This window comes from Methylolobus aquaticus (genome assembly GCF_054172105.1).
The window spans coordinates 46,542-58,296 of the sequence record NZ_JBSYXP010000024.1 but is presented as its reverse complement, the minus strand read 5'-3'; the positions used below and the strand labels follow the sequence as shown (position 1 = coordinate 58,296).

13 protein-coding genes are annotated in these 11,755 nt (G+C 63.4%); 10 read left to right on the top strand and 3 right to left on the bottom strand.

Features of this window, described 5'->3' with window-relative positions:
* Positions 1–146: 146 nt before the first annotated feature.
* The 3 genes from ACW73L_RS21120 to ACW73L_RS21110 all read right to left on the bottom strand — a co-directional run bounded on the left by ACW73L_RS21120 (position 147) and on the right by ACW73L_RS21110 (position 3,334).
* Positions 147–2,570, bottom strand: a complete 2,424-nt coding sequence (locus ACW73L_RS21120) for a type I restriction-modification system subunit M (RefSeq protein ID WP_498924531.1) — start codon at positions 2,568–2,570, stop codon at positions 147–149.
* Between the two features lie 124 nt (positions 2,571–2,694).
* Positions 2,695–3,108 (bottom strand): type II toxin-antitoxin system VapC family toxin, encoded by a 414-nt coding sequence (locus tag ACW73L_RS21115; RefSeq protein ID WP_498924530.1) that lies wholly within the window; start codon positions 3,106–3,108, stop codon positions 2,695–2,697.
* Entirely contained in the window at positions 3,098–3,334 is a 237-nt protein-coding gene (locus ACW73L_RS21110) for an AbrB/MazE/SpoVT family DNA-binding domain-containing protein (RefSeq protein WP_498924529.1), read from the bottom strand. The genes ACW73L_RS21115 and ACW73L_RS21110 overlap by 11 nt, the downstream gene beginning before the upstream one ends.
* Positions 3,335–3,853: 519 nt before the next feature.
* Between ACW73L_RS21110 and nifE the strand changes: the two genes are divergently transcribed.
* From nifE to ald, 10 genes are all read left to right on the top strand, one after another.
* Complete coding sequence (gene nifE / locus ACW73L_RS21105; protein ID WP_498924528.1) at positions 3,854–5,542, top strand: nitrogenase iron-molybdenum cofactor biosynthesis protein NifE; 1,689 nt, start codon at positions 3,854–3,856, stop codon at positions 5,540–5,542.
* Positions 5,543–5,552: 10 nt separating this feature from the next.
* Complete coding sequence (gene nifN, locus ACW73L_RS21100) at positions 5,553–6,926, top strand: nitrogenase iron-molybdenum cofactor biosynthesis protein NifN (protein WP_498924527.1); 1,374 nt, start codon at positions 5,553–5,555, stop codon at positions 6,924–6,926.
* 43 nt (positions 6,927–6,969) lie between these two features.
* A complete protein-coding gene (gene nifX / locus ACW73L_RS21095) occupies positions 6,970–7,395 on the top strand; it encodes a nitrogen fixation protein NifX (protein ID WP_498924526.1) in 426 nt (141 codons plus the stop codon).
* On the top strand, positions 7,388–7,867 hold the full coding sequence (locus ACW73L_RS21090; RefSeq protein WP_139557899.1) for a NifX-associated nitrogen fixation protein: 480 nt from the start codon (positions 7,388–7,390) through the stop codon (positions 7,865–7,867). Before nifX ends, ACW73L_RS21090 begins: the two co-directional genes overlap by 8 nt.
* Positions 7,868–8,043: 176 nt before the next feature.
* Positions 8,044–8,229 carry a CCE_0567 family metalloprotein gene (locus ACW73L_RS21085; protein ID WP_129883091.1) on the top strand — a complete coding sequence of 62 codons (186 nt, stop codon included), beginning with the start codon at positions 8,044–8,046 and terminating at the stop codon, positions 8,227–8,229.
* Between the two features lie 12 nt (positions 8,230–8,241).
* Positions 8,242–8,547, top strand: a complete 306-nt coding sequence (gene fdxB, locus ACW73L_RS21080) for a ferredoxin III, nif-specific (RefSeq protein ID WP_129883092.1) — start codon at positions 8,242–8,244, stop codon at positions 8,545–8,547.
* Positions 8,548–8,665: 118 nt separating this feature from the next.
* Positions 8,666–9,208 carry a nitrogen fixation protein NifQ gene (locus ACW73L_RS21075; RefSeq protein ID WP_498924525.1) on the top strand — a complete coding sequence of 181 codons (543 nt, stop codon included), beginning with the start codon at positions 8,666–8,668 and terminating at the stop codon, positions 9,206–9,208.
* Complete coding sequence (gene ygfZ, locus ACW73L_RS21070) at positions 9,187–10,209, top strand: CAF17-like 4Fe-4S cluster assembly/insertion protein YgfZ (protein WP_498924524.1); 1,023 nt, start codon at positions 9,187–9,189, stop codon at positions 10,207–10,209. Before ACW73L_RS21075 ends, ygfZ begins: the two co-directional genes overlap by 22 nt.
* 21 nt (positions 10,210–10,230) lie before the next feature.
* Positions 10,231–10,611 carry a Co2+/Mg2+ efflux facilitator ApaG/CorD gene (apaG, locus tag ACW73L_RS21065; protein ID WP_498924523.1) on the top strand — a complete coding sequence of 127 codons (381 nt, stop codon included), beginning with the start codon at positions 10,231–10,233 and terminating at the stop codon, positions 10,609–10,611.
* Positions 10,611–11,732: an alanine dehydrogenase gene (gene ald, locus ACW73L_RS21060; protein WP_498924522.1), complete on the top strand. Its 1,122-nt coding sequence runs from the start codon at positions 10,611–10,613 to the stop codon at positions 11,730–11,732. Before apaG ends, ald begins: the two co-directional genes overlap by 1 nt.
* Positions 11,733–11,755: the final 23 nt, after the last annotated feature.

The following is an 11,755-nucleotide window of genomic DNA, read 5'->3' as shown; positions in this document are numbered from 1 at the left end:
CTCTACGAAGAGCGCTTCATCCCCTGATCACAAGACTTTTTCCTAAACCCCTCACACACAGAATTTCTGACACTTCCTACCAGAGAGCTTTCTGACTTCCCAATCCTCCGGAATCACCCCCACCGCGGTCTGCTTATAACCCGGCTTCACGTCCATGCGAACCCCATCTTCTTCAGATGCTCCTCGACGCGGGCGGACAAGGTTTCGACCTCGTCGGCCAGTTGTGGCAGCGAGGTCGCGTAGCGCTCGGCCAGTTGCTTGATGCGCCCGGTCAAGGCCTGGCTGACGCGGTCGATCTCGCCGTGTACGGCGGCCTCCAGCGTCGCGAGCCATTTGTCGTCGACGACCAGCGTCTTGATCTCCGCTTCGGTCAGCGTCGAGTAACGTTTGGCAACCTTGGCATCGAGGGCCTTCTGCGCATCCTTGACCTGTTTGCTCGCTGCGGACTCCTGGTCGGCCAGCGCCAGATACCGCTCCAGCACGGCGAGTGCCTCATCAGCCTCCGGCTTACCCTTGATGTCCCGCAGCCGGTCCTTGACGCTCTTCGCGGTCAGCTTTCCTTTGTCGTTCTTCGCGTCCTCCAGCAACCCGTCCTCGCCGCCGTGTTCTTCGGCCAGTTCCTCGATCTGCTGGCTGATCGCATCGCGCTCGGTCTCCAGTTGCTCTATCGCCGCCTGTTCATCGGCGAAGTACCGGGCGACGACCAGTGCAGTCGGAATCAGGTCGGTGTTCGGCTTGGCCGCGCCGGTCGAGCCATTGGTCATCGCGCGCCAGCCGTCGAGCGCGATCATCCACGCATCGTCGTAGAGCGTTTCGTCCCAATAATCCATCAGGTGCTGGTAGATGTCATAGGGGTCGAGCAGCGGCGCCGGGCGGAAGGCATCGAGCAGTCTTTCCGACAGCGTGTCGATCAGCGTCTTGGGCCGGTCACCCTGCTTCAAATCCCGCAGCAGCGGCGCATGAGCGCTCTTCCAGTCCTCGAACAGCGCCGCGACGCGCTGCTTGAAGGCGGCGAACTCAGGATGCTCGAAGATCGCAGCCTTGATCTGGCTGGCCTCGACGGTCAGCGCGCTGTAGCCGGCTCGCACCTCGGAGCCGTCCTCCGGCACGAGAGGCGAAAACAACTCGGCCCGCAGCGACGGCATCACGTCCCAGAAAGCCGCGAGGCCGTCAAGGTCGCGGTTCGGGATGCCGCCCTTCAGATGCGCCTCGATGTCCTGCAGGTCTTCCGGTTCGCTGCTGTCGATGTAACGCGGCAGGTTCAGGTTGTAGTCGTTGGCCTCGATCTCGGCCAACGGTACCAGCCGGGAGTATTTCGGGATCTCCTGCTGCCGGTTGAAGGTGTCGACGATCTTGTGGATATCCTGCGCCCGCAGCCGGTTCTTGTTGCCATCCTTCCGGTAGCCCTTGCTGGCATCGACCATGAACAGGCCCTTGCGCCCGACCGCGCCCTCCTTGTCCAACACCAGCACGCAGGCCGGGATACCGGTGCCGTAGAACAGGTTCGGCGGCAGGCCGATGATGCCGAGGATGAACCCCTGACGGACGATGTTCCGCCGGATCGCGGCTTCGGCGCCGCCCCGGAACAGTACGCCGTGCGGATGAATCACCGCGCCCTTGCCGGTCGATTTCAACACCGTCAGGATGTGCAGCAGGAACGCGAAGTCGCCGTTCTTGGCCGGCGGGATGCCGTACTCGAAGCGGTTGTACAGGTCGTTTTCGGGATGCAGACCGCTGGTCCAGTTCTTGTTCGAGAACGGGAAATTGGCGACCACGTAATCGAAGGTCTGCAGCCCGCCGAGCGGGTTCTTGAAATGCGGCGCGGCCAGCGTGTTGCCCTGCCAGATCTCGGCCGTCGGGCAGTCGTGCAGCACCATGTTCATGCGGGCCAGCGCGGAGGTGGCGTTGTCCATCTCCTGGCCGTACAGCGCGAGGTCGAGTCCGGTGCGGCCCTTGGCCTCGTCATGCGCCTTCAGCAGCAGCGAGCCGGAACCGCAGGTCGGGTCGTGGATGCTCTGCTTTGGCGAATGGGCCTGGTCGAGGCCGATCACCATCGCCATCACGCGCGAAACTTCCGCCGGGGTATAGAACTGGCCCTTGCTCTTGCCCGACTCGGTCGCGAAGTGCCGCATCAGGTATTCGTAGGCATCGCCCAGCAGGTCGTCGCCCTCGGCGCGGTTCTGGCCGAAGTCGAGACCCTCGAAGATCGCGACCAGCTTGGTCAGCCGGTCGACCATCTCCTTGCCGCGGCCGAGTTTGTTTTCGTCGTTGAAGTCGGCGACGTTGATCGCGCCTTTCAGGTTGTCGTTGGCATCCGCGAGACGACCGACGATCTTGTTCATCCGGTCGCCGATCTCCTTGTCGCCCTTGGCCTTCACCATGTCGGCGAAGCTGCCGCCGAACGGGATCTCGATCAACGCGTCCGGATCGTTCTCGTACTTGTCGGAGACATATTTGACGAACAACAGCACCAGCACATAGTCCTTATACTGGCTGGCGTCCATGCCGCCGCGGAGTTCATCGCAGGATTTCCAAAGGGAGGAATACAGTTCGGATTTCTTCAGGGGCATGTCGCAGCGGGTTCCTTATGCTGTATTGCAGTGTGTTTGCATTGGTCGTGACTGTTGGCGTGAATGGGGCTCCGTTCCTGCCTATCCCAGAGACGGTTTTTCGAGCTTCAGGTACTGCACGAACTCAATCGGGTGCGATCAGCGACAGTCTTGGGAAGTAACGCGCGAAGCGGCCCTTGTCACGGGTCAGCAGGGGGATGCCCAGGACTACCGCATGGGCGCCTATGAAGAAATCCGGCAGCACGCCCTGCTTGGTGCCTTTCTGGCGGCGGTATTGCAGGAAGGCCTTGCCGGCCAGGAACAGGGCTTCTCTGGGGATCGCGTCGACGATCAATCCGGATTGCTCCAACATGGCTTCCAACTCTTCGATACGGCGGAATGCGACCGAAAGTTCGGCGTAAATGACCGGGTTCAGGAGAAGGGTGCCGTTCAACGCGGCGCGATCGAGTTGTGCTTGCGACCAGTCGGCCCAGATGGGGTCTTCTTCGATGACGTCAAGGATGACGTTGGTATCGACCAGAATCACTTCAGCCTTCACCCCGCGTCAGGGCCATGATCTCGTCGGTGCTCATCTTGACGGTGGCCACACCACGCAACGCTGCGAAGCGGCTTGGAGGCTGCTGGGTTTCTTCGGCCGGCGCAAGCAGCACTTGCCCCTCTTCGGTCACCTTGAAGACGACCGGGCTGCCGGCGCGCAAACCGAGCAGGTCGCGAATGCGCTTCGGAATGGTGACTTGTCCCTTTCGGGTCAGCAGGGTGCTCATGGTGTTCTCGCGAAAAGTAATACTTTACCGGCGGATGGTATTACTTTGCGATCGGGATTGACAGCATGTCGCGCTGAGGTTTGCTGGGCCGGGCTCGGGGCCATCGCCAGAGGGCCAAAGGGGCCTGCTGAAGCGCATCTTCGCGGTAGGGGTAACCGGAATACACCACCGCACCGGGCGTTTCGTGCGCACGATATCTGCTAGGCCCAGGAGCGGGACTGGGGCGGCGGGACCGTCTGCGGGAGGGACCCCGCAGCCGAGGCTACACGGAGTTATCTACGGCGTGTCTCGGCGCCCCAGCCCGCTCCGGCAGCCGGCGGATTCCGAACGAATACGCTGTGCTGATCCCTCTCGCGTCTTGCTTCGCCCCTTGTCCGCTTCCTGACATTCGCCCCGCCATTTGTTCATTACCTCACAGTTGGAATGGCTGTGGGAAGGGAAAACGCCCAATTAAAACAGCGATGAAGAAGAGTGGCACGAGCTCTGCTTGGAATGACGCAAGAGTTCCAGAGGTGCCGAATGAGCAGCTTATCGAGCAAGGTCCAGGAAGTTTTCAACGAGCCCGGTTGCGGCAAGAACCAGGGCAAGTCGGAAAAGGAGCGCAAGAAGGGCTGCACCAAACAGCTTCAGCCCGGCGGAGCGGCCGGGGGCTGTGCCTTCGACGGCGCCAAGATCGCCTTGCAGCCAGTGACCGACGTCGCGCATCTGGTGCACGGCCCCATCGCCTGCGAGGGCAACTCCTGGGACAACCGCGGCTCGAAGTCGTCCGGCTCCAATCTGTGGCGCACCAGCTTCACGACCGACATCAACGAAACCGATGTCGTGTTCGGCGGCGAGAAGCGCCTGTACAAGTCCGTCAAGGAGATCATCGACAAATACGACCCGCCAGCGGTCTTCGTCTACCAGACCTGCGTGCCGGCGATGATCGGCGACGACATCGAGGCGGTCTGCAAGGCGGCCAGCAAGAAGTTCGGCAAGCCGGTCATCCCGATCAATTCGCCCGGTTTCGTCGGCCCCAAGAATCTCGGCAACAAGCTGGCCGGCGAGGCCATCCTCGACCACGTCATCGGCACCGAGGAACCCGAGTACACGACGCCGTACGACATCAACATCATCGGCGAATACAACCTGTCCGGCGAACTGTGGCAGGTGAAGCCGCTGCTCGACGAACTCGGCATCCGCATCCTGTGCTGCATTTCGGGTGACGCGAAGTACCACGACCTGGCTTCGTCCCACCGCGCCAAGGCGGCGATGATGGTCTGTTCCAAGTCGATGATCAACATCGCCCGGAAGATGGAGGAGCGCTACGACATCCCGTTCTTCGAGGGTTCCTTCTACGGCATCGAGGATACCAGCGAAGCGCTGCGCGAAATCGCCCGGCTGCTGATCGAGCGCGGTGCTCCGGCCGAGTTGATGGATCGCACCGACGCCCTGATCGCCCGCGAGGAAGCGCGCGCCTGGGCCGGGATCGAGCATTACAAGCAACGGCTTGCCGGCAAGAAGGTGCTGCTGATCACCGGCGGCGTGAAATCCTGGTCCGTCGTGGCCGCGCTGCAGGAGGCCGGGCTCGAGGTCGTCGGCACCAGCGTCAAGAAATCGACCAAGGAAGACAAGGAGCGCATCAAGGAGATCATGGGCGAAGACGCGCACATGATCGACGACATGAGCCCGCGCGAAATGTACAAGCTGCTGAAGGACGCGAAGGCCGACATCATGCTGTCGGGTGGGCGCTCCCAGTTCATCGCGCTGAAGGCCAAGATGCCCTGGCTGGATATCAATCAGGAACGGCACCACGCCTATATGGGTTATGTCGGCATGGTGGCGCTGGTCAAGGAGATCGACAAGGCGCTCTCGAATCCGGTTTGGCAACAGGTGCGCCTGCGTGCGCCCTGGGAAGAGCAAACCTGGGAGGAGGTGGCCGACGCTGCCATCGCGGCTGAAGCGGCCGCGTTGGCGGCGGACCCGGCCCGGAAAGCCGAGAAGCGTCGGGCGACGACCGTCTGCCAATGTGCGGGTGTGGCACGCGGCACCATCGAGGATGCCATCGTGGCCGGGGCATTGACTACGGTCGAGGCCATTTCGGAGCAAACCCAGGCCGGCACCGGCTGCGGCAGTTGCATCGGCAAGCTCGACAAGATCCTGCAAACCCAGGACCACTGGAATCCCGAGGCCGTAGCCGCGGCGGCCCAGTCGCAACAGGCCGCCTGAGGCGACGCGCATGGCTACCGTCACCACTTCGAAGAAGTCCTGCACGGTCAACCCGTTGAAGATGAGCCAGCCGATCGGCAGCGCGCTCGCCTTCATGGGGGTCAAGAACTGCATGCCGCTGTTTCACGGCTCGCAGGGCTGCACCTCGTTCGGGCTGGTGCTGTTCGTGCGCCACTTCAAGGAGGCGATTCCGCTGCAGACGACGGCCATGAGCGAGGTCGCGACCGTGCTGGGCGGCTTCGAGAACGTCGAACAGGCCATCATCACGATCGCGAACCGGCAGAAGCCGTCCATCATCGGCATCTCGTCCACCGGCGTCACCGAGACCAAGGGCGACGACGTCGAAGGCTACCTCAAGCTGGTCCGTGACCGGCACCCGGAACTCGACCACATCGCGCTGGTGTATGTGTCCACGCCCGATTTCAAGGACGCGTTCCAGGACGGCTGGGCCAAGACGGTCACACGCATGGTCGAGCAGCTCGTCACCGAGACCCCGGCCGATGTACCGCGGGAGCGCGACCGGATCAATGTGCTGCCCGGCGCGCACCTGACGCCCGGCGACATCGACGAACTGCGCGACATTCTGGAGGGCTTCGGCCTGGAAGCGGTCGTGCTGCCCGATCTGTCCGGTTCGCTGGACGGGCACGTGCCCGACGATTTCACGCCGACGACACTGGGCGGCATTTCGCTGGACGAGATCGCCGCGATGGGGAGCGCCTGCCACACGCTCGCGATCGGCGAGCAGATGCGGCCGGCGGCCGAGGCAATGGAGCAGCGGACCGGCGTGCCGTTCACGCTGTTCGACCGACTTACGGGGCTCGAGGTCAACGACCGGCTGATCGCGCTGCTGGCCGAACTCAGCGGGCGGCAGGTGCCGAACAAGATCAAGCGCCAGCGCAGCCAGCTGGTCGACGCAATGCTCGACGGCCATTTCCATTTCGGCGGCAAGAAGATCGCGATCGGCGCCGAGCCGGATCTGCTGTGGACACTGAGCCAGTGGATTACCGAGATGGGTTCGGAAGTCGTGGGTGCGGTCACCACGACGGCCTCGCCGCTACTGGAGAAAGTCCCGGCAGCGGAAGTATTGATCGGCGATCTGGAGGATCTCGAAGCCCGCGCGCGCGGCTGCGATCTGCTGATGACCCATTCCCACGGGCGGCAGGCGGCGGAACGGCTGGCGATCCCGTTCTACCGCATCGGCATTCCGATGTTCGACCGGCTCGGCGCGGCGCACCAGACCATCGTCGGCTATCGGGGCACGCGCAACCTGATTTTCGAGATTGCGAACATGTTCATGGCCGATGGACATGAGCCGCAGCCCGACACGTGGGCCCTTCCGGAGAATACAGAGCATGTTGGCGAGACGGCGCTTGCGGCTGGTTAAGTCAAACGACCCGGTGATCGAAACAAAACCTTTCGGAGGCAGTATGAAAGTCGCCTTTGCCACGCAGGACCTGCAGCGAGTCGACGCCCACTTCGGCTGGGCCAAGAACATCGCAATTTATGAATTGTCGGCGGACGGCTACCAGTTCCTGGAAGCCGTCCAGTTCGAGGGCGACCTCCAGGAAGACGGGAACGAAGACAAGCTCGCGCCCAAGCTGGAAGCCGTCAAGGACTGCGCGATTCTCTACGTCGCCGCCATCGGCGGCTCCGGGGCGGCCCGTGTGGTGGCGCTCGGGATCCATCCGATGAAGGTGCCGCAACCCGAGCCGATCACCGATCTGCTGGAGAAATTGCAGCAGGTCCTGAAGGGTACGCCGCCCCCCTGGCTGCGCAAGGTCCTGGCCAAGGACTCGAAGGGCGAGGAACGAACATTCGATTTTGATGAGGAAGACGAGGTGGAACATGCCTGAAGCGGCTGCCCTACAAACCCCTGCGGAAACGTCGCCGATGGACTCCGTGTTCATCAAGGAACTGGTCAAGCAGTGGCGGGCCCAGGACACCCACGGCACCTGGGAGCGCAAGAGCGACGAGGACTTGCTCGAGCCCTACATTCTCGACAAGGAAAAGCGCAGGACCATCCCGATCATCGGCGACCCGGACCCCGAGACGCTGTGGCGGATGGAACTGTATTACAACGCGATCGGCCTGTGTATCGAACGCGCCAGCGGCGTCATGGTGTCGCCGATGATGAAGATGTCGCATGAAGGCTTCGGCCGACAGATCCTGCTCGCCGGTCGCCTGGTGGTGCTGAACAAGCAGCTGCGGGACGTGCACCGCTTCGGCTTCCCGACGATGGAGAAACTGGCCGAAGAAGGCGAAAAAGCCGTCGCGGCCGGCTTGACGATGATCGAAACCTACCCGGATGTAGCGAATTACGGCTGAAGGACGGGCCTTTAGTGGGTAATTGCAGATATGAAAGAACGAATAGTTGAAATCTTCGCCCCGCGGGCGATCGTGGCACTGATGATTTACGTGCTGCTCTGGTCAATCCTGGATTTCACTCAGGGCGGCCTGTAGTAGGCCCCTGGCGACAAGACAGTAGCGCAGCGAGGTTAGGTATGTCGGAAGTAGAGGACCTCAAGGTCAAACTGAAAAAGCTGAATGCCCAGGCGACGGCCCTCAAGATGGATCTGCACGATCTGGCCGAGGACTTGCCTACCGGGTGGGAAAAGATCCCGGAGCTGGCTCAGAAGACCTTCGAGGCGTACCGGTTATTGGATGAATTTCGCAAGGCCAACGCCTAGGAGCGAACGAAGATGAGCGAGTTCAGTGTAGTGCTGCCCGGCGGGAAAGTCTGGGTCCCGCAGTTCGTCGACGCCATCGACCAGGAGAAATGCATCGGCTGTGGACGCTGCTACAAGGTCTGCGGCCGCGAGGTGCTGGAACTGGTCGGCATCGACGAGGACGGTCAGGTCGTGCACCTCAGCGGAGACGATGACGACGATGACGAGTACGACAAGAAGGTGATGTCGATCGCTCACGTCGAGAACTGCGTCGGCTGCGAGGCCTGCTCGAAGATCTGTCCGAAGCAGTGCTACACGCACGGGGCCGCCGCCGCTTGAGCCGTCGGGGCCGGATCCGTCCATTCACGTTCGCAGGGGAGTCGCGCACTTGTTGGCAACGAACGAATATCTCACCTACGACCCGTTATTGAGGCATGCCCGGGACCCGGGAGATCCCATGACCCTCGCGTTCGCCTCGGCGATCGAGATGGCACGGAGTTCGTCCCGCCTGCCCGGCATGGATGGCTTCGGTTTGGATCTAGCGGAATTCGGTGCCCTGCTCGATGCGTATTTTCCCGGGGCGCGCAGTGCCTATCTGCCGTCTGCCGCGCGCGCTGCGCTGGTGGATGCGAAGGTCAGCCGCGGCTTCGACGAGTTCGAGGATCTGGCCGCGCTGCTGCTGAGCTACCGCCGCGACGACCGGCGCGAAAGCCGCTGGCTGGCTTATGCGGTCACGGCCTGCAGCATGGGCGAGGACCATCTTTGGCAGGACCTGGGCCTGCCCAGCCGGCAAGCCCTGTCCGATCTGCTGGCGACGCATTTCCCTGATTTGTACGCCCGCAATACCGGCGGCATGCGCTGGAAGAAGTTCTTCTACAAGCAGCTTTGCGAGCGGAACGGCGCCTTCGTCTGCCGCTCGCCGAGTTGCGCGGATTGTAGTGAATACGCGGTGTGTTTCGGGCCGGAGGAGGAGGGTGCATGGCAGCCGACACAGCGCTAGACATGTTGGCGTGCGAGGCCGCTTCAATGCCCGCGATTACTGCCGCGCTGGTCGACGACGTGCGCGCCGATCTATCCCACTTCGGCCTGATCGCGGTCGAAGGCCCCGAAGCCGGACAGTTCCTCGGCAGCCTGTTCACCGGCGATGTGCGACTGGTCTCGCCCACGCAGGGGCAGTTCACGAGCTGGTGCGACGGCAAAGGGCGCATGCTGGCGACCTTCTGGCTGTTCATGCGCGGCGACGGCTACTACCTGCTGCTGCCGATGGCCTTGCTGTCCACGACCGTGAGCCGCCTGAAGCAGTTTCTGCTGCGGACCAAGGCGACCATCAGCGATGCGAGCGATACGCTGGCGCGCGTCGGCCTGTCCGGTACGGGCGTGGCCGCCGCGTTGCATAGCGCCGGGATCGACACCACGGCCGCGCGAGGCAGCACTTTCGATCTGGATGGATGCACCGTCGTCGCGCTCGGTCCGGGCCCGCAGCCGCGCTGGCTGGCGATCGGTCCGGCGGGAGCGCTCGGCTCCCTGTGCTCCGGGCGTTTTCCGGGCGCTCCGCCGATCGACGATGCCGGCTGGTCGTTGCTCGACATTCTCGCCGGGATACCGCTGCTGCTGCCGGAAACCAGCGGCGAGTTCATCCCGCAAATGGTGGATCTCGAAGCGCTTGGCGGCTTGTCCTTCAAGAAGGGCTGTTACCCGGGCCAGGAGGTCGTCGCGCGCCTGCACTACCGCGGGCAGCTCAAACGCCGCATGGTCCTGGCCACGGTCGCCGCCGATCCGGCTCCGTCACCGGGCATGAAGCTCTATGGCCCGGGCACCTCGGAGAGTATCGGCATGGTGCTGGCCGCCGCCCCCGCCGGGTCTGAAAAGGCGGCCATGCTGGCCGTCGTCGTCATCGAACAGCTCGAGCAGGGCGATATACGTTTGCAGAGCGCGGAAGGGCCACGACTCACCGTCTCAACTGGCAGTGCGGAACCGGGTTGCCTGCCGATGGAGGGCTGACGCGTGTCCGGAAACCTGCCAATGAGGCGAAAGTCGCATGAATGGACGGTGGAAGTAGAAACGGTCTATCTGGGATCGGAATCGCAGCCGGAAGCGAACCGCTACACCTTCGCCTACACGGTGACCATGCAGAACACCGGCACCGTGCCCGCCAAGCTGCTGGGTCGGCGCTGGGTCATCACCGACGGCAACGGCAAGGCCGTCGAGGTCGTCGGCGAAGGGGTCGTCGGGGAGCATCCGCATCTGATGCCGGGCCAGGCCTTCAAGTACACCAGCGCCGCGACCATCGAGACACCGGTCGGCTGCATGCAGGGCAGCTATCAATTGATGGCCGACGACGGCATTCCGTTCGAAGCGCCGATCAGCGTCTTCAGTCTTGCGCCGCCGCGGGGACTCCACTAATGAGGATCGGCATACCGCAAGAAATCAAGGATCGCGAAGGGCGGGTTGCCTTGACGCCGGACGGGGCTCGCGCGCTCGTCGGGCGGGGGCACCAGGTGTTGGTGCAGCAGGGCGCCGGCCTGGGATCCGGCTTCGCGGACGACGAGTATCGTGCGGCCGGTGCATCGATCGGAACCGTGGATGAGGCCTGGGCCGCCGAGCTGGTCGTGAAGGTCAAGGAACCGATGGAGGCCGAATATGGCTATCTGCGCGACCAGTTGCTGTTCACCTACCTTCATCTGGCCGGCGTCACGCCGACCCTGACCGAGGCGTTGCTGGCGGCCGGTACCACCGGGATCGCCTACGAAACCTTGGAGGATGCTGCCGGGCGTCTGCCGCTGCTGGCGCCGATGAGCGCCGTGGCCGGCAACATGGCGGTCACGGTCGGAGCGCAATACCTGGCCCAGCACCATGGCGGACGGGGCGTCCAGTTGGGCGAAGTGCTGGGCGTCCGGCATGGCCAGGTGCTGATCGTCGGGGACGGCGTGGTCGGCATGCACGCCGCACGCACCGCCCGAGGCCTGGGTGCCCACGTCACGGTGGCAGGCCTGGATACCAAGAAGGGTCTGCAGATGCGTCGCGAGATCGCGGACGACATCCACTTCTTCATTTCGGATCCCGGCCGCATCGCGGCGCGCGTGGCCGATGCCGATCTGGTGATCGGCGCCGTGCTGACGAAGGGTGCCAAGGCCGACTCGGTGATCACCGAGGCCATGATCCGCTCGATGCTTCCCGGTGCGGTCGTGGTCGACGTCAGCATTGATCAGGGCGGTTGCATCGAGACGTCGCGGCCGACCTCCCATTCTGATCCGGTTTACGTCCGCCACGGCGTGATCCACTACTGCGTGACGAACATGCCCGGCGCCTATCCGCGCACCTCGACGATCGCACTGACCACGGCCACCTTGCCCTACGTCACGGCGCTCGCCGACAAGGGACTGGATTTCCTGGCGGACGATGCCCGGCTGGCGCGCGCGGTGAACACCTGGCAGGGGTCGCTGACCTGCCTGCCGGTGGCGAAAGCCCTGGGCCTGATGCACCGCTATCAGGAATTCGCGCCCCAGTTCGACACCGTCGCGTAGCCCGGCGACTGCCATACAGCACT

Bases quoted from the DNA above. Each gene is read 5' to 3' on its own strand.
- ACW73L_RS21090 (WP_139557899.1), top strand. From the start codon at position 7,388: ATGCCTGAAGCGGCTGCCCTACAAACCCCTGCGGAAACGTCGCCGATG.
- ygfZ (WP_498924524.1), top strand. From the start codon at position 9,187: ATGGCAGCCGACACAGCGCTAGACATGTTGGCGTGCGAGGCCGCTTCA.
- fdxB (WP_129883092.1), top strand. From the start codon at position 8,242: ATGAGCGAGTTCAGTGTAGTGCTGCCCGGCGGGAAAGTCTGGGTCCCG.
- apaG (WP_498924523.1), top strand. From the start codon at position 10,231: ATGAGGCGAAAGTCGCATGAATGGACGGTGGAAGTAGAAACGGTCTAT.
- ACW73L_RS21075 (WP_498924525.1), top strand. From the start codon at position 8,666: ATGACCCTCGCGTTCGCCTCGGCGATCGAGATGGCACGGAGTTCGTCC.
- nifX (WP_498924526.1), top strand. From the start codon at position 6,970: ATGAAAGTCGCCTTTGCCACGCAGGACCTGCAGCGAGTCGACGCCCAC.
- ACW73L_RS21110 (WP_498924529.1), bottom strand. From the start codon at position 3,334: ATGAGCACCCTGCTGACCCGAAAGGGACAAGTCACCATTCCGAAGCGC.
- nifN (WP_498924527.1), top strand. From the start codon at position 5,553: ATGGCTACCGTCACCACTTCGAAGAAGTCCTGCACGGTCAACCCGTTG.
- ACW73L_RS21120 (WP_498924531.1), bottom strand. From the start codon at position 2,570: ATGCCCCTGAAGAAATCCGAACTGTATTCCTCCCTTTGGAAATCCTGC.
- nifE (WP_498924528.1), top strand. From the start codon at position 3,854: ATGAGCAGCTTATCGAGCAAGGTCCAGGAAGTTTTCAACGAGCCCGGT.
- ACW73L_RS21085 (WP_129883091.1), top strand. From the start codon at position 8,044: ATGTCGGAAGTAGAGGACCTCAAGGTCAAACTGAAAAAGCTGAATGCC.
- ald (WP_498924522.1), top strand. From the start codon at position 10,611: ATGAGGATCGGCATACCGCAAGAAATCAAGGATCGCGAAGGGCGGGTT.